This is a genomic window from Halosimplex rubrum (assembly GCF_013415885.1).
Classification (GTDB): Archaea; Halobacteriota; Halobacteria; order Halobacteriales; family Haloarculaceae; genus Halosimplex; species Halosimplex rubrum.
This window is the reverse complement of the sequence record NZ_CP058910.1, coordinates 3,556,234-3,572,048: the sequence shown is the minus strand read 5'-3', so window position 1 is coordinate 3,572,048 and position 15,815 is coordinate 3,556,234. Positions and strand designations below refer to the sequence as shown.

General features: G+C 68.6%; 22 protein-coding genes. 15 read left to right on the top strand and 7 right to left on the bottom strand.

Features of this window, described 5'->3' with window-relative positions:
• Positions 1 to 24: 24 nt before the first annotated feature.
• The 3 genes from HZS55_RS17870 to HZS55_RS17860 are packed head-to-tail and all read left to right on the top strand — an operon-like array spanning position 25 to position 1,407.
• Entirely contained in the window at positions 25 to 576 is a 552-nt protein-coding gene (locus tag HZS55_RS17870; protein ID WP_179908923.1) for a hypothetical protein, read from the top strand.
• On the top strand, positions 576 to 1,013 hold the full coding sequence (locus HZS55_RS17865) for a hypothetical protein (RefSeq protein WP_179908922.1): 438 nt from the start codon (positions 576 to 578) through the stop codon (positions 1,011 to 1,013). Before HZS55_RS17870 ends, HZS55_RS17865 begins: the two co-directional genes overlap by 1 nt.
• Positions 1,014 to 1,050: 37 nt before the next feature.
• Positions 1,051 to 1,407: a hypothetical protein gene (locus tag HZS55_RS17860; RefSeq protein ID WP_179908921.1), complete on the top strand. Its 357-nt coding sequence runs from the start codon at positions 1,051 to 1,053 to the stop codon at positions 1,405 to 1,407.
• Between the two features lie 37 nt (positions 1,408 to 1,444).
• Here the strand turns inward: HZS55_RS17860 and HZS55_RS17855 are convergent, their stop codons facing one another.
• Together HZS55_RS17855 and HZS55_RS17850 are read right to left on the bottom strand one after the other, a co-directional pair.
• Entirely contained in the window at positions 1,445 to 2,395 is a 951-nt protein-coding gene (locus HZS55_RS17855) for a zinc-dependent metalloprotease (protein ID WP_179908920.1), read from the bottom strand.
• A gap of 51 nt (positions 2,396 to 2,446) precedes the next feature.
• Positions 2,447 to 2,758: a hypothetical protein gene (locus tag HZS55_RS17850; protein ID WP_179907692.1), complete on the bottom strand. Its 312-nt coding sequence runs from the start codon at positions 2,756 to 2,758 to the stop codon at positions 2,447 to 2,449.
• A 143-nt stretch (positions 2,759 to 2,901) separates the two neighbouring features.
• Between HZS55_RS17850 and HZS55_RS17845 the strand changes: the two genes are divergently transcribed.
• A complete protein-coding gene (locus tag HZS55_RS17845; protein WP_179908919.1) occupies positions 2,902 to 4,077 on the top strand; it encodes an enolase C-terminal domain-like protein in 1,176 nt (391 codons plus the stop codon).
• A gap of 44 nt (positions 4,078 to 4,121) precedes the next feature.
• Here HZS55_RS17845 and HZS55_RS17840 read toward each other — a convergent pair whose 3' ends face one another.
• A complete protein-coding gene (locus tag HZS55_RS17840) occupies positions 4,122 to 4,520 on the bottom strand; it encodes a type II toxin-antitoxin system VapC family toxin (RefSeq protein WP_179908918.1) in 399 nt (132 codons plus the stop codon).
• 304 nt (positions 4,521 to 4,824) lie between these two features.
• Positions 4,825 to 5,328: a hypothetical protein gene (locus HZS55_RS17835; protein ID WP_179908917.1), complete on the bottom strand. Its 504-nt coding sequence runs from the start codon at positions 5,326 to 5,328 to the stop codon at positions 4,825 to 4,827.
• A gap of 113 nt (positions 5,329 to 5,441) precedes the next feature.
• On the opposite strand from HZS55_RS17835, the gene HZS55_RS17830 reads away from it, so the two are divergent.
• The 3 genes from HZS55_RS17830 (at position 5,442) to HZS55_RS17820 (ending at position 8,476) form a co-directional block, all read left to right on the top strand.
• Positions 5,442 to 6,836, top strand: coding sequence for a cryptochrome/photolyase family protein (locus HZS55_RS17830; RefSeq protein ID WP_179908916.1), 1,395 nt, complete (start codon positions 5,442 to 5,444; stop codon positions 6,834 to 6,836).
• Positions 6,833 to 7,285 (top strand): hypothetical protein, encoded by a 453-nt coding sequence (locus HZS55_RS17825; protein ID WP_179908915.1) that lies wholly within the window; start codon positions 6,833 to 6,835, stop codon positions 7,283 to 7,285. The genes HZS55_RS17830 and HZS55_RS17825 overlap by 4 nt, the downstream gene beginning before the upstream one ends.
• Positions 7,286 to 7,348: 63 nt before the next feature.
• The gene (locus tag HZS55_RS17820; RefSeq protein WP_179908914.1) at positions 7,349 to 8,476 is read left to right on the top strand and encodes a Gfo/Idh/MocA family protein; all 1,128 of its coding nucleotides are present in this window, start codon (positions 7,349 to 7,351) and stop codon (positions 8,474 to 8,476) included.
• A gap of 29 nt (positions 8,477 to 8,505) precedes the next feature.
• Here HZS55_RS17820 and HZS55_RS17815 read toward each other — a convergent pair whose 3' ends face one another.
• Positions 8,506 to 8,895, bottom strand: a complete 390-nt coding sequence (locus HZS55_RS17815) for a PIN domain-containing protein (RefSeq protein ID WP_179908913.1) — start codon at positions 8,893 to 8,895, stop codon at positions 8,506 to 8,508.
• On the bottom strand, positions 8,892 to 9,092 hold the full coding sequence (locus HZS55_RS17810; RefSeq protein WP_179908912.1) for a DUF7557 family protein: 201 nt from the start codon (positions 9,090 to 9,092) through the stop codon (positions 8,892 to 8,894). Before HZS55_RS17810 ends, HZS55_RS17815 begins: the two co-directional genes overlap by 4 nt.
• A 90-nt stretch (positions 9,093 to 9,182) precedes the next feature.
• Between HZS55_RS17810 and HZS55_RS17805 the strand changes: the two genes are divergently transcribed.
• The 4 genes from HZS55_RS17805 to purF all read left to right on the top strand — a co-directional run bounded on the left by HZS55_RS17805 (position 9,183) and on the right by purF (position 12,143).
• Positions 9,183 to 10,247 carry a M20/M25/M40 family metallo-hydrolase gene (locus HZS55_RS17805; protein WP_179908911.1) on the top strand — a complete coding sequence of 355 codons (1,065 nt, stop codon included), beginning with the start codon at positions 9,183 to 9,185 and terminating at the stop codon, positions 10,245 to 10,247.
• A gap of 109 nt (positions 10,248 to 10,356) precedes the next feature.
• Positions 10,357 to 10,542 carry an LSM domain-containing protein gene (locus tag HZS55_RS17800; RefSeq protein WP_006884058.1) on the top strand — a complete coding sequence of 62 codons (186 nt, stop codon included), beginning with the start codon at positions 10,357 to 10,359 and terminating at the stop codon, positions 10,540 to 10,542.
• The gene (locus tag HZS55_RS17795) at positions 10,539 to 10,712 is read left to right on the top strand and encodes a 50S ribosomal protein L37e (protein WP_006884059.1); all 174 of its coding nucleotides are present in this window, start codon (positions 10,539 to 10,541) and stop codon (positions 10,710 to 10,712) included. The genes HZS55_RS17800 and HZS55_RS17795 overlap by 4 nt, the downstream gene beginning before the upstream one ends.
• A 3-nt stretch (positions 10,713 to 10,715) precedes the next feature.
• Complete coding sequence (gene purF, locus HZS55_RS17790) at positions 10,716 to 12,143, top strand: amidophosphoribosyltransferase (protein WP_179908910.1); 1,428 nt, start codon at positions 10,716 to 10,718, stop codon at positions 12,141 to 12,143.
• Between the two features lie 42 nt (positions 12,144 to 12,185).
• On the opposite strand, the gene HZS55_RS17785 is transcribed toward purF, so the two are convergent.
• Positions 12,186 to 12,377, bottom strand: coding sequence for a XapX domain-containing protein (locus HZS55_RS17785; RefSeq protein WP_179908909.1), 192 nt, complete (start codon positions 12,375 to 12,377; stop codon positions 12,186 to 12,188).
• A gap of 463 nt (positions 12,378 to 12,840) precedes the next feature.
• On the opposite strand from HZS55_RS17785, the gene HZS55_RS17780 reads away from it, so the two are divergent.
• The 4 genes from HZS55_RS17780 to HZS55_RS17765 all read left to right on the top strand — a co-directional run bounded on the left by HZS55_RS17780 (position 12,841) and on the right by HZS55_RS17765 (position 15,780).
• A complete protein-coding gene (locus HZS55_RS17780) occupies positions 12,841 to 13,428 on the top strand; it encodes a response regulator (RefSeq protein ID WP_179908908.1) in 588 nt (195 codons plus the stop codon).
• 101 nt (positions 13,429 to 13,529) lie between these two features.
• A complete protein-coding gene (locus tag HZS55_RS17775) occupies positions 13,530 to 13,805 on the top strand; it encodes an ArsR/SmtB family transcription factor (RefSeq protein WP_179908907.1) in 276 nt (91 codons plus the stop codon).
• 55 nt (positions 13,806 to 13,860) lie between these two features.
• Entirely contained in the window at positions 13,861 to 14,163 is a 303-nt protein-coding gene (locus tag HZS55_RS17770) for a hypothetical protein (protein ID WP_179908906.1), read from the top strand.
• 138 nt (positions 14,164 to 14,301) lie between these two features.
• Positions 14,302 to 15,780 (top strand): DUF4397 domain-containing protein, encoded by a 1,479-nt coding sequence (locus HZS55_RS17765; RefSeq protein WP_179908905.1) that lies wholly within the window; start codon positions 14,302 to 14,304, stop codon positions 15,778 to 15,780.
• Positions 15,781 to 15,815: the final 35 nt, after the last annotated feature.

Below are 15,815 nucleotides of genomic sequence, written 5' to 3'. Positions count from 1 at the left end.
GGGGGGCGCCTACCCGCGACCGACATGCGCGTGCGCGACTGGCAGGACATCCTGGAGGACGTCGTGGAGAGCGACGCCGACCCCGGCGGCTGGCGCGCGGCCGGCGGCGACCGCGCGAGCGGCATCGGGGAGGACCTGTACTTCGGACACCCGTCGGTCGGGGTGTTCCACCTCAAGACCTACGCGAGAAACCCCTACGAGGTCCAGGGGGTCGGCGCCGAGGTCGCACGCAAGATCGACGACGACCTCGACCCGCTGTTCCCCGAAGAGCCGGGCGACGGCGGGATGTTCGGCGTCCAGCAGCCGATGCAGGACGAGTCGGCGGCCGAGGACGCTGCGACCGAACTGGAAGAGGTCGTGCAGGCCCACGCCGACGCGCCGACGACGCCCGACGCGCTGTTCGAGGACGTGATGGACACGCTCGACTCGCCGGCCTACGGGCCGATGGAGTACGACCAGTACGGCCGCCCCGACCGGGTCGAGGATCTGGCGGACACTTTCGAGGAGGCCGAACAGCTGCTCGACTCCGAGCTGGACGACCTGATCGACGAGAACGTCGACAGAGGGTTCCAGTGATGGGCGCCGCCGACCGGGTCCGGGCTTACTACGATGCGCTCCGCGGCGGGGAGCCGCTGGCCCCCTTCTTCGCCCCGGTCGACGGCGCGGTCAAGGTCGGCATCTCCGAGCGGCTCGTCGGCGGCGAGACGGTCGCCGACGGATTGGCGGACCAGACCGAGCGGACGACCGACTGGAGCGTCGGGAGCCGCGACCTGCGGGTCACCGAACGCGACCGCCACGCCTGGTTCGGCGACCGCGTCTCGCTGTCGTGGACCAACACCGAGCGGCGCATCCGCTACGAGTTCGACACCCGCTGGACCGGCACGCTCGAACTGTGCGAGGAGCCCGAGTCGCCGGTCGAGGACGGGCGCGACGGCGACGGGACGGCGACGGACGGACGCGGCGACCGCTGGCAGTTCGTCGCGATGCACGTCAGTACCGCGAGGGATCTCTGATGGCCCGGACGACTCCGCGTTCGGAGGGCGAGCGCTGATGGTCGACCCCGTCTCCGCGGCGGAGCGCTCGGCGTTCAACCGCCGGGTCGTCTACGGGACGACGCTGCTTGTCGGCCTCTCGGCGGGGTTGATTACCCTGCAGATCGAGACGACGGCGGTCCAGACGGCCGGCGCGGTCGTCCTCGGACTGCTCGTCGGCTACCCCCTCGCGAAGTACGTCGTCCCGACCGGCCCGGCGCCGGCCGACCGCCAGCGCGAGCGGATCGACCGCGAGAACCCCTTCACCGACGGCGGCGACGGTTCGGACGACACTGACCCGGACGACTCGGGACACGGAGACGGCTCGGGACACGGAGACGGCTCGCGGCGCTCCGGCGACTACGGCCGGCGCTGACGGCTCGCCGCTCGGCGAGGAAACCGGTTCTGCGGGGTCACTCGGCCACGCGAGCGAGCCACAGCGTCGGGTCGTCGAGTTCGGCGTCGGCGGGGAGAGTCTCGGGTGACTCCCAGACCGCCGAGGCGCCGGCGACGCCGCGCTCGTCGGCGACGGCGTCGAAGAAGGCCTTGCCGCGCTCGTACTGGCGCCGTTTCATACCGAGGCCGAGCAGGCGCCGCATCAGCTGTGAGACGGGGCCGCGGCCGCGGCGCCGGGCCTCGACCTTCTCGCGGAGGTCGGCGTACTCGTCGTCGAACGCCCGGTCCATGACGAGTTCGGCGTAGCCCTCGACGGCGGTCATCGTGGTGTCCAGGTCCTGCAGGGCGTCGCGGTCGAGGCTCCCCTCGCCGAGCGCCGCGACGGCGCCCTCCATCGTCGATTCGAGGTGGTCGGAGAGCCAGGGAGCGGCGCCGAACTCGGCGGCGTGGGCGACCTCGTGGAAGGCGATCCAGCGGCGGAAGCGGTCGAAGTCGACCTCCAGCGCGTCGGCCACTTTCTCGATGTTCGGGTGGACGAAATACAGCGCGTGGTCGTCGCCCTCGGCGAGCAAGAGGGGGTCGTACTGGCCGAGGACGTTGTTGCCGAGGAAGGCGAGCGCGACGCTCATCGTCCCGGTGTTGACGACCCGGCTGGCGCCGGGGAACATCGTCACCTGCTCCTCGAGCGGGCGCATGACGCGCTCGAAGGTGGCGACGTTGGCGTCGATCCAGTGGTGGCGGGTCTGGATCTCGACGACCTCCGGCAGGTCGAACGCCACGTCGCCGACCGACCGCACGCGGTCGCGAGCGTCGCGCACGTCCGCGGCGTAGGCGGCCTCCTCCTCGGGCGTGAGCGCGATCGACCCGGGGTCGGTCGAGGCCTTCGCGGCGTCGGCGACGGCGCCCCAGTCGACGGGGCCGTCACCGGAGGCCGTCGTGACCGCCCGGACGCTCTCGTAGATTCCCATACCTGACCCACGGCAGCCGACGGGATAGGCCTTCTCCCCGCCCCGGTGCGGTCAGAACCGCGCTCGCAGCCCGCCGCTGTCGGCCTCCTCGGTCGCCGGCTCGTCGAGGACCGGCTCGCCCGACCCGCCGAGGATCCGGCGGAGCGCGACGACGCCGAGGATCATTCCCGCGAAGGTGAGGACGATAGCGAAAGGGTTGGCCCCGCCGTCGTCGGTCGTCTCGGTCGCTTGGTCGCTCTCGTCCTCGCCGAACGGGAGGCCGCCGAGCCCGTCGGTGTCCTCGTCGGACTCGCTGCTGTACGGTGCGTTCGCGGTGAACTCGGCGCCGTCGAGGTGGACTTCCAGAAGAGTGAACTTCGCCATGGGCGACGATTCGACGACCGACCGGAAAGGAGTTTCCCCGGCGACTGCGGCCCCTGGGCCGACCCGCGGTCGCCCGGCCGCCGACTCCCGGTGCGTCCCGCCGCATCCCGCCCCTTCATTGGGGCGGCCGCCGAGGCGAGCGTATGGCCCCGGAGATCACGAAGATAGAGAGCGTCGAGTTCGCCTACGAGATCCCCGAGATGGGGACCGACCAGCACGGGTTCAACCTCGTCTACGAGCCCGGCGAGAGCGTCGAGCGCAAGCTGTTCGCCGTCACCGTCCACACCGACGAGGGGATCACCGGCGAGTACGTCGGCGGCAACTCCCCGGGCGCCGCCCAGATCAACACCTTCGCCGACTACCTCGTCGGCAAGAACCCCCTGGAACGGGAGAAACACTGGTCGGAGATCAAACGCGCCCTGCGCAAGTACGACCGCATGGGCATCGGCCCCGTCGACATCGCGCTGTGGGACTTCGCCGGCAAGTACCACGACGCGCCGATCCACGAACTGCTCGGGACCTACCGCGAGCGGCTCCCCGCATACGCCTCGACGTACCACGGTGACGAGAACGGCGGCCTCGAAACCCCCGAGGACTTCGCCGACTTCGCCGAGCACTGTCTCGACCTGGGCTACCCCGGCTTCAAGATCCACGGCTGGGGCGGCAGCGACGGCTCGCGGGACCTGGAGCGGGAACTCGACGCCGTCCATGCCGTCGGCGACCGCGTCGGCGACGAGATGGACCTGATGCACGACCCCGCTTGCGAACTGGAGACGCTGGCCGACGCGCTGAAGCTCGGCCGCGCCCTCGACGAGCAGGAGTTCTTCTGGTACGAGGACCCCTACCGCGACGGGGGCGTCTCCCAGCACGCCCACCGCAAGCTCCGCCAGCAGCTCGACACGCCGATCCTCCAGACCGAACACGTCCGCGGGCTGGAGCCGTTCACGGACTTCATCGACGCCGAATCGACCGACTTCGTCCGCGCAGACCCCGAGTACGACGGCGGGATCACCGGCGCCATCAAACGCGCCCGCGTCGCAGAGGGCCACGGCCTCGACGTGGAGTTCCACGCGCCCGGGCCCGCCCAGCGACACTGCATGGCCGCCGTCCGCAACAGCAACTACTACGAGATGGCGCTGGTCCACCCCGACGCGCCCAACACCACCCCGCCGGTGTACACCGGCGACTACGAGGACCAGCTCGACACCGTCGACGACGAGGGGACCGTCCCCGTCCCCGACGGCCCCGGTCTCGGCGTCGACTACGACTGGGACTACATCGAGGCCAACGCGACCGGGAGCGTCCACGTCTACGAGTAGCAGAGACAGTAGTTTTCAGGGCTTCCGGATGTCTATACCGCGAATCAGGCCTGTTCGAGTAACTCGTCAGGACTGACCGCGCCGTTGTCGAGTAGTTCGCCGTCGAACGTGACGAGCGTCGCCTCGATATCGTCGGCGAGTGCGAGTAATACACAGTCCATCGTATAGAGAAGCGAGTCGCGCTGGATACTGTACGCGCTGATCTGGTCGCTGATCTCGGGTGCGTAGATGTCTATCGTTCCGTAAATGTCCTCCAGCACGTCTTCGACTTCCGACTGCTCCGTTCGTTTCTTCTTCGTCAGTACCGACCTGATCTCCATCAGGTTCAGAATCGACGTACAGAACTCGAAGTCACGATTGAGCAGCGCTGTCGCGACATCGCCACGAGGCGGTTCGTCCGTTACACTGGCGACGAAGACGTTCGAGTCGACGAACACCTTCATCGCCGCTCTCGTTCATCGCGGACCGCTGCGACCGAGTCGACGTCGATATCCGACAGACGCCCCGCCAGCAGATCACCGAGTTCCGATCCCTCCCCGTCTGATTCATCCGATGTCCCCTCCTCAGCAGGACCAGACGGAGAGGACGAATTGATAGAGCTACCCATGTCTTAGAGTGTTCGACACAGGGACAAAACAGTTACTCCACCGAACAGTTCGCGACCCCGCTCCCGGTATCGACGACCGGGACGACATCGAGGCCAACGCGACCGGGAGCGTCCACGTCTACGAGTAGTCCGGCAGGTCGCTAGCCCGGCTGTGGTTGATCGCCCGTCGGCCGTCTGATCTCGACGGGGAACGAACAGTGAGCCGTCCGGTCGAACATCTCGACCGAGACGTTCACACGCCCGGGCAGGCTGTGTCGGAGCGCCCGCCGGGTCGGTCCCTGGAGCGGGGCGTCGCGGACGACGACCCGGTCGGACCAGGTGTCCCACCGGACGCCGCTGTCGCCCGTCCGGAAGCGGCTGTCGAGGAGGTCCCGCAGTCGGTCCAGCGCCGCGTCCTCGCCGTACCGGCAGGCGTACTCTTCGAACGGCTCGACTGCGCGCTCGCTCCCGCTCGCGCTCGTCCAGAAGCTGACGCTGTCGTTCTCGGGGTAGTAGTGGGCGGGGCCGAAGTCGTCGGGCGCGTGGTCGATCTTCAGGGTGTCGTCGACCGGCTGGACGGTCGTCGGCCAGAACCCGAGCAGGACGGACGCAACGACCACGAGCGCCACCGCGAGCGCACCGCGTCTCCCGAGCGCGCGGATCACACCCCGATCGTTCCGTCGACCGGACAAATGCTTTGCCCGCTCGGGACTCGACCGATCCCGCCCGCGGCGCTCCCGTCGAAGCCACTAAGCCGCCGTCGTCCTGAACGGGTGCTATGCGCCTGTTGTGGCACCGGCGGGATCTGCGCCTTCGCGACAACCGGGGCCTGGCGACCGCCGCCACCGACGGTCCGGTCGTCCCCGTCTTCGTCCACGACCCCGACCTGCTCGACCGGGTGGGGGACCGACAGCGGGCGTTTTTCCTGCGCGGGGTCCGTCGGCTGCGCGAGGGCTATCGCGAGCGCGGGAGCGACCTGATCGTCCGCGAGGGGCGACCGAGCGAGGTGCTGCCGGCCCTGGCGGACGCTGTCGGCGCCGACGCCGTCGTCTACAACGACCACTACCGGCCGGAACGGCGCGAGCGGGAGGACCGCGTCGAGGCTGCCTGTGCCGACGCCGGTGTCGAGACGGCAAGCGAGACTGACCTCGTGCTCGTCGACCCCGCCCGTCTCGACGAGCGGTACCCGAACCACGGTCGGTTCCGCGACGCCTGGGAGGAAGTCCCGAAGGAGCCGCCGGCGCCCGCACTCGACGCCGACGACCTCGCGGCCCTCGACGGGGTCGACCCCGGACCGATCCCGGACGACCCCGTCGTCGACATCGACCTCCCGGCGGCCGGCTACGATGCCGGCCGCGACCGGTTCGACGGCTTTCTCGACGGGGGGATCGACAGCTATCGCGACACCCGCGACGACCTCCCGGCGGCGGTCGCCGACCCGACCCTCGCCGTCTCGCGGATGTCGCCCTACCTCGCCGCCGGGATGATCGGGATCCGCGAGGTGTACCGCGACGCGAGCAAGCGCCACGAGTCCGCGTCCGGCGACACGCGAGACAACGCCTGGAAGTACCTCGACGAACTCACCTGGCGGGAGCGAAATTATCACCTGCTGTACTACCAGCCCGACCTGCCATCGACGAACTACAAGTCGTTCCCCAACGGGATCGAGTGGCGGACCGATCCCGACGACTTCGACGCCTGGAAACGAGGCGAGACGGGGTATCCGCTGGTCGACGCGGGGATGCGCCAGCTCCGCGAGGAGGGGTACATCCACAATCGGCCGCGCCAGGTCGTCGCTTCCTTCCTCACGAAGCACCTGCTGGTCGACTGGCGGCGGGGCCGACGACACTTCGCCGAGCAACTGGTCGACCACGACCCCGCCTCGAACGCCGGCAACTGGCAGTGGATCGCCTCGACGGGCACCGACTCGGTGGACGTGCGCATCTTCGACCCGGTGGCACAGATGGACAAGTACGACGAGGGAGCGACCTTCGTGAAGCGGTACGTCCCGGAACTGCGGGACGTGCCGGCCGGGACGGTCGTCGAGTGGCCGACACTGCCCGCCGACGAACGCGAGCGACTCGCCGCCGAGTACCCCGACCCGATCGTCGACCGGGACGAGGGGTACGAGCGCGCCCAGCGGGTCTTCGAGCGGGCGCTGGGGAAGCGATGACCGACGGTGAGGGGTCGGTGTTCGCGGGGGCCGACCCCGAGGCCCGCGTCTGCGTCGTCGCGACGCGGCCGGCGACGTTCGAGCGCTGTCGCGAGGGGTTCTACCCGGCACCGGCGTCGTACGACCGGACCGACGAGCCGTTCGACTACATGGCCTTCTACCGTACCGCGCCCGTCTCGGCGGTGACCCACGTCGCCGGCGTGGTCGAGCGGGTCGACCAGCGCCGGGGTGAACCCGGACCGCTGTCCGACCGCGACTGGACGGCGACGATCGACCCGTTCGTCGACACCGACGCAGTCGTCGTCTTCGAACTGGGGGAACTCGAACGGCTGGCGAACCCGATCGAGAACGACCTGCGCGGGCTGCGCGGCGCGTGGTACTGTACGCTCGGGGATCTCGACGCCGCGACGACCCTGTCGGACCTGACCGACCACGACGACTCCTGTTGACAGCGCGTCGAGCCGACGGGTCGCCGGGCAACAGCCAAGACCCCCCCGCTTCATGCGGTAGGTATGGCGACATATCGCGCTGGCATCGTCGGGGCCGGGGGCATCGCCGGCCTCGGCATCCTCGGGATGCACGACGAGGAAGACATCGGTGAGAAGAAGTTCACGGCCAGTCACGCCGGCGGCTACGCGGCGACCGACGATATCGAACTCGTCGCGGTCGCCGACGTTGACGAGGCCAAACTTGACCGGTTCGGCGACGCCTGGGAGATCCCCCCCGAGCGCCGCTACGTCGGCCACGAGGCGATGCTCGACGCCGAGGACCTGGACGCCGTCTCGGTGTGTACGCCCTCCTTTCTCCACCGCGACCACGTCGTCGACGCGGCCCGCTCGGCGGCGGATCCGGACGTGATCTGGTGCGAGAAACCCGTCGCCGCCTCGGTGACCGACGCCGAGGAGATGGTCGAGGTGTGCGAGGAGCGCGACACCGAACTGCTCGTCAACCACTCGTTCCGGTTCACCGAAAAACAGGAGCGGCTGCGCGAACTCGTGGCCGAGGAGGGGATCCTCGGGGACGTACACTCGGTGTCGATGCAGTTCCGGATGGAGCTGTTGCGGAACTCGACGCACCTGCTGGACATGCTCGTCTCGCTGCTGGACGCCCGCGCCGAACGCGTCTCGGGGTACATCACCGGCGAGAACGAGGCCGTCGACTCGCTGGAGGCGGACGACGGGAGCGGCGGCGGCCCCCCGGCCGTCGACGACGCCGGCGGCGGCGGCTTCGTCGTGCTGGACGACGGCACGTTCGCCACGGTCGACTGCACGATCCCGCGTGCCGACTCGTCGATGACGATGCAGTTCGTCGGGACCGAGGGGAAGCTCTACCTCAACAACGACGACGGGGAGTGGCGCTACTGGCGGCTCGAAGGTGGCGACCACGTCGAGGCAAACCTGGCCGAGTACGGCATCGAGGGCGCCTGGACCTGGGACGACGACTACGAGCGGGCGTTCCCCAACGCCGCCCGCCACGTCGAAGAACTGCTCGATGGGACGGCCGAGAACCGCTCGACCGGGCGCGAGGCGACTCGCTCGCTAGAGATCATCGTCGGGTTCTACCTCTCGCACTACACCGGCGGGCAGGTGTCGGTCCCGCTCGACCGCCCGCTGCGGGACGCCGAGATCACGTCGTGGTAGGGGCGGAGGAGACGGCTGATTTCGGCCCGTCAGCGGCGCAGATTGGTCACCTGCATCACGTCTTCGAGGGCGTCGGTTTCGAAGTCGCCGTCGGCAACCACCAGTTCGTCACCGGTCGAACGAGCTGTCGCTGCGATCAACAGGTCGGCCGTCGCGAGCCGGTCGCCGTCGTTCAGCAGTTCGTCCTGCAGTCGCGCCGCTTCGATCGCGATCGATTCGTTCAGATCGAGCGCCTGAACGCCCGCGAAGTCCTGACGGATGTCGACGATGTCGCTGGATCCGCTCCCGAGGCGCCCGTCGATGACTTCGAAGACACAGATCGTCGAGGTGAGCCACGGTTCACGCCCCTCGATGTGCTCGCGAACCGCCGTGTCGCCGCGCAGATACTGGATGATCGCCGAGGTGTCGAGAAACGTCATTCGGCCGTCCGGTCCCGTCCGTCTCGGAGGCGCTCCATCGCCTCGTCGGCCTGCTCGTCCGTCCACACTCCCGGTGTCATCGGTTCCTCGTCGCTCGTGACTCGCGTGAGGAACTCGTCCCAGGTCTCGTCGTCCCGCTTCAGCCCGTCCAGCCGTTCCTTCGTCTCGGAATCGACGGGGATCGACGTTCTGCTCATGTGAATTTATAGTGAATTTATGCGGGAAAAGGTTTCGCCCGTCCGGTCGTCAGGCGCACGATTCAAGCACGTTCGCACGAACGCCTCCGCATGGAGCACGAACGCAGGCAGTTCCTGGACGACCTGCTCGCGACGGCGAGCCCGTCGGGCTACGAGGTGCCGGGCCAGCGCGTGTGGGTCGACTACGTCGAATCGTTCGCCGACGACGTGCGCGTCGACGAGTACGGCAACGCGGTCGCGGTCCACGAGGGCGGCGACGCCGACGCGTCGATCGCGTTCGCGGGCCACGGCGACGAGATCGGGTTCATCGTCCGCGAGGTCACCGACGACGGCTTCCTGACGATCGGCCGGGTCGGTGGGTCGGACAAGACGGTCACCCAGGGCCAGCACGTCACGGTCCACACCGACGACGGTCCGGTCGAGGGCGTCGTCGGCCAGACCGCGATCCACCTCCGGGACGGCGACGACGGCGAAGCGCCGGACATCGTCGAGCAGTCCGTCGACATCGGGGTCGCCGAGGGCGAAGACGCCGAGGAACTGGTCGAGGTGGGCGACCCGGTCACCTTCGCACAGCGGGTCCGGGAGTTAGAAGACGGCCGGCTGACCGCCCGCGGGATGGACAATCGGGTCGGGATCTGGGCGGCCGCCGAGGGGCTGCGGCGAGCGGTCGAGGCGGGGGCCGACGCGACGGTGTACGCGGTCAGCACGGTCCAGGAGGAGGTCGGGCTCCGGGGCGCGGAGATGGTCGGGTTCGATCTCGACCCCGACGCGGTGATCGCCTGCGACGTGACCCACGCGACGGACTCGCCGGGCGTCCCGGGGAAGAAGTCGACCGGCGTCGAACTCGGCGAGGGTCCCGTAGTGGCACGCGGGAGCGCGAACCATCCGGCGCTGGTCACGGCCGTGCGCGAAGTGGCCGACGGAGAGGGGATCGACGTGCAGCTTCAGGCGACCGGGTCCCGAACGGGCACCGACGCGGACGCCTTCTACACCGCCAGAGGCGGGACGCCGGCGCTGAACCTCGGGCTGCCCAACCGGTACATGCACACGCCGGTCGAGGTGATCGACGCCGAGGACCTGGACGCGATGGCGGACCTCCTGGGCGCGGTCGGTGCCGTGGCCGACTCGCACGCGCCGTTCGACGTGGGGCTCTGAAGGGGGCGTGTCGCTCCGAGCGGGCCGGGTCAGCACTGCGGAGTGGGCCGGTCTGTGGGGCGATTGGGCAAGCGGTACGTTTATGCACGCGACGACAGGCAGTTCGGGTATGAGTGGACGACCGCTGGACGTGCTGGAGGCGTCGCTCGGCGAGGAGGTCACGGTTCGTCTGAAGGGCGGCGAGGAGTACGTCGGCGACCTCTCGGGATACGACCAGCACATGAATCTGGTCCTCGAAGACGACCAAGACACAACGATTATACGCGGCGACAACGTCGTCTCGATCAACCCATGACTGGTGCAGGAACCCCGAGTCAGGGGAAGAAAAACACCACGACACACGTCAAGTGTCGCCGGTGCGGTGAGAAATCGTATCACTCGAAGAACAAAGTCTGTGCGTCCTGCGGGTTCGGCAAGTCGGCCAAGCGACGGGACTACGCCTGGCAGGACAAAGCGGGCGAGTAAGGAATGCACGAGAAGTGCGGCGTTGTCGGCATCTCCACCGCCGACCGAGACGTCGCCCGCCCCCTCTACTATTCGCTCTACGCCCTCCAGCACCGCGGCCAGGAGTCGGCCGGGATCGTCACCCACGACGGCTTCCAGCAGTACGAGCACGTCGAGATGGGACTGGTGGGCGACGCGTTCGACGAGGACGACTTAGACTCGCTGAACGGCTCCAACGGCATCGGCCACGTCCGCTACCCCACGTCGGGGTCGGTCAACAACTGCTGTGCCCAGCCGTTTTCGGTCTCATTCAAGAGCGGGTCGCTCGGGCTCGCGCACAACGGGAACCTGATCAACACCGACGAGATCCGCGAGGAACTCGCCGCGCTGGGTCACGCCTTCACCTCCGACGGGGACACGGAGGTCATCGCTCACGATCTGGCCCGGAACCTCCTCGAAGAGGACCTGGTCCGGGCGGTCAAGCGAACGATGAGCCGCATCCACGGCTCCTACTCGCTGACGATCACCCACGACGAGACGGTGCTGGGCGTCCGCGACCCACAGGGGAACCGGCCGTTGTGTATCGGCGAACTCGACGACGGCTACGTCCTCGCCTCGGAGAGCGCCGCCATCGACACGCTGGACGGCGAACTCGTCCGCGACGTGCGACCGGGCGAACTGGTCGTCCTCCACGACGACGGCAGCGGCTTCGACACCTACCAGCTCGTCGAGACCGAGCAGACCGCCCACTGCTTCTTCGAGCACGTCTACTTCGCCCGCCCGGATTCCGTCATCGACGACGAACTCGTCTACGAGGTCCGGCGGGACCTGGGCGGCGCGCTGTGGGAGGAGTCGGGCATCGAGACCGACGTAGTGATGCCCGTTCCCGACTCGGGGCGGGCGTTCGCCTCGGGCTACGCCGACGCGGCTCCCGAGGGCGTCGACTTCGCCGAGGGGCTGATGAAGAATCGGTACGTCGGTCGAACGTTCATCATGCCGACCCAGGACGAGCGCGAGCGCGCCGTCCGCCTGAAGCTCAACCCGATCAAGTCCACCGTCGAGGGCAAGACCGTCACCGTCATCGACGACTCCATCGTCCGCGGGACGACCTCCTCGCAACTGGTCGAGTTGCTCTACGAGGCCGGCGCCGAGGAGGTCCACGTCCGCATCGGCGCGCCGCCGATCGTCGCGCCCTGCTACATGGGCATCGACATGGCGAGCCGCGAGGAGCTCATCGCGGCGGACAGGTCCGTCGACGATATCCGCGAGGAGATCCAGGCCGACTCGCTGTCGTATCTCTCTATCGAGGCGGTCGCCGCCGCGCTCGGCAAGTCCGATTCCGACCTCTGTCTCGGCTGTGTCACCGGGGAGTACCCCTACGACATCGAGGGCGAGCAGACCGACCGGGAGGTCGAGCGGCCGGCGGTCGGCCACTCCTCGGCCGACGACTGACCGCTCGCCCCGTCTCCGTTCGTCGCCGCGCGTTCGCTCCGGTTAGATGTAACTGAGCAGGTCGACGCCCACGTCGAAGTGGCCGAGGACGACGTACCCCAGGTAGATCCCGACGATCCCGAGGATACCGGCCACGTTCGGGGGCGCGGGGATCGGGACGTTCAGAAATCGAAAGACTGCACCGGTCAGAAAACCGGTCAGCAGGGCGAGAACGGCGGTGGCTGCCGATACCATATCGTCCCGTACAGCGACTCGCTACTCAGGGGTTTCGACACAACACCGAGCGGCCGCGCGCGACGCTCGTCGAGGCGCCGTCGCTCGTCGGTGCCGTCGTTACAGGTCGACAGTGCCGTCGCTCGGCCGGTAACTCCCGCAGAAAGGTGGGGTGGGTGTGGGGGTGGGTGGGTGGGTTGGCACCGAACTGGTGCCGCACCTATTGATAGCCCCCGGTGCATGATAAAGATTGCGCAGCAAATATCGAAATTGATTTTGGTTGGTTTTTAATATTATATATTTCCCGGGCGGTCGCAGATGTTCCGGCACTGGTCGTTCTAGGCGGAGTCTCGGTCTCGGCTTCGGATATCAGTTCTGTGAACGGGGGGACAACCTATTTGCGAGAACTGGCGAAAGATCGCTCGATGAGACCCGAGAAGCCGCGCGAGGGCGGAGCGATGGGGGTCGGGGAGCGGAGTCGGCGATGACGGGGGAGCCGACGGTACTGGTCGTCGACGACAACCGGGTCATCGCGGACACGTACGCGGCGTTCCTGGCCGACGAGTACGCGGTCGAGGCCGTCTACGACGGCGAGGCGGCGCTGGACGCGCTCGGACCCGCGGTCGAGGTGGTCCTGCTCGACCGGCGGATGCCCGGACTGTCCGGCGACGAGGTGCTCGCCCGGATCGAGGAGCGGGCCCTCGACTGCCGGGTCGTGATGGTGACGGCGGTCGACCCGACGGTCGACGTCGTCGACCTGCCGTTCGACGAGTACGTCGTCAAGCCGGTCGGTCGGCCGGAGCTGGTCGCCGTCGTCGAGGAGATGCGGCGTCGGGCAACCTACGACGACGCGCTCAGGCGGTTCCTCGCGCTCGCCTCGAAGAAGGCGACGCTCGAGGCCAACCACGGCGAGGCGGAACTCGCCGACAGCGAGGCCTACCGTCGCGTCGAGGAGCGCCTCGCGGCGGAGCGCGAGTCGATCGGGATCGAGACGGAGCGACTGGAGGGGATCGTCAGGGGCGAGACGCCGGACATCGTCGAGAGCGGCGGGACGGACGCGGTTCCGAAGTGAGCGACGACCGGGGTGCCGTCCGCGTCGACACCGGCGACGGGACCGCCCGAGCGTCGCCGACTCCGGTACGCTTACGGCGTCCGCTCCGTAGCGGACTGGTAATGGAGGGGACCCTGTGGTACGTGCTCACCGGGACGCGCGGGGGGCGAAACCGGATCAGGATCCTCCAGGCGATCGACGAGCGGCCCCGCAACGCCCACCAGCTGGCGGACGACCTCGATCTGGACTACAAGACCGTCAGGCACCACCTCGACGTGTTGCTGGACAACGACATCGTCGACAAGAGCGGCGACGACTACGGGGCCGTCTACCTGCCGACCGACCGGGTTCGGGCCAACTGGGAGACAGTCGAGCGGATCTTCGAACGGGTCGAGTGAGTATGGTCGAAATTAGGAACACGTATATTCGGCGGCGCGGACAAGGGAGGAACGGATGAGTCTCTGGCTGGACGCCGCGAGCGCGGCCGCGACCCTGAACGTCGTCCTGCTGGTCGCGCTCGTCGGCATCTGGGCCCGTAACTATCTGGAGTTCCGGTCGAAGCATCCGCTGGGGCTGCTCGTCTTCGGCCTCCTGTTGCTCGCCGAGAACTGCCTGTCGGTCTACTACTACGTGATCGACCCGCAGGTGGCGACGCTGTTGCGCTCGGCCGCCCCCGTCGCCGGCCGCGCCATGACGTTCGTCCAGATCCTCGAACTCGCCGCTATCCTCTTTCTCGCCTGGGTCACCTGGGACTGACGCCCTCTGGACCGCCGGCCGCCGCCTCCCCAGACAGCGATTCGACACGGACTCCGAACGAAATTGGGTGAGTCCGGGGCCCGGCTACGGTGTCACGTCGGACAACCTTCACGTCGCTCGTTTCCTGCGACCCTAGCGATGACACGCAAGACGCGACGCGACCTGCTCGCAGCGCTCGGCGCATCGGCCGCGGTCGGTCTCGCAGGCTGTGGCTCCGACGGGGGATCCACCGACACCGAAGCCGACGACGGCGCCGACGAGACGGACGCGATGGACGGCGGGATGGACACCGAGACGGACGCGATGGACGGCGGGATGGACACCGACACGGAGACCGCCACCGACTCGGGGATGGGAGGCACCGCGAACGTCCGCGTGGCCCACTTCTCGCCGGACGCGCCGAACGTCGACGTGTACGTGAACGACAGCGAGACCCTCTCGGACGTGCCGTTCTGCGCGATCAGCGACTACATGGAACTGCCAGCGGGCACGCACACGGTCACGATCACCGCCGCAGGCGACGCCGATACGGTCGCCTTCGAGGGCGAGGTGACCGTCGCGGCCGACACCGACTACACGGTCGCCGCGGTCGGCGAGCTGTCCAGCGAGGACAGCGAGTTCCGGCCGCTGATCCTCGAAGACGACAACAGCGAGGTCGGCTCGGACACGGCGCGGGTCCGCCTCGTCCACGCGTCACCCGACGCGCCCGCGGTCGACGTGACCGCCGGCGACGGCGAGACCGTCCTGTTCGACGGCGTGCCCTTCGGCGAGTCCGGCTACGTCGAGGTGCCCGCCGGGACCTACACGCTCGGGGTCCGCGGCGACACCGACTCCAACGACGGCGACGTGGTCGCGGAGTACACCGTCGAACTCACCGGCGGCACCGTCTACACCGGCTTCGCCGGCGGCTACCTCACGCCCGGCGACGAGGACGCCGAGGCGCCGTTCGACCTGACGTTCGCCGTCGACTCGGGCGCCGGCGGCGGTGGCCTGGTCGAGACCGGCTCGGTCCGGGTCGCCCACATGTCCCCGGACGCGCCGAACGTCGACGTGTACGTCGACGACAGCGAGACCCTCTCGGACGTGCCCTTCGGCGCCGTCAGCGATTATCTCTCGGTACCCACGGGTGAGCGGACTGTCACCATCACCGCCGCGGGCGACGCGGACACGGTGGCCTTCGAAGGCCCCGTCACGGTCGGTACGGGCGACTACACCATCGTCGCCGCCGGTGAACTGACGGGCGAAGACACCGAGTTCCAGCCGCTCGTCCTCGAAGACGACAACAGCGACCCCGGCGGGAACACGGCGCGACTGCGCGTCGTCCACGGGTCGCCCGACGCGCCCGCGGTCGACGTGACGGCCGCCGGCGGCGACGCGGTGCTGTTCGACGGCGTCGCCTTCGGCGAGTCCGGCTACACCGCCGTCGAGGCCAACGACTACACCGTCCAGATCCGCGGCGACACCGAGAGCAACGACGGCGACGTCGTCGCCGACTACGACGTGTCCCTCGACGGCGGGACCGTCTACACCGCCTTCGCCCAGGGCTACCTCACGCCCGACGACGAGCCCGCCGACGAGAGTTTCGATCTCAACGTCGTCGAGGACGCGAGTTACTGACCGGCTCGCGTCGCCGGTTCCGCCGCGATGAAACC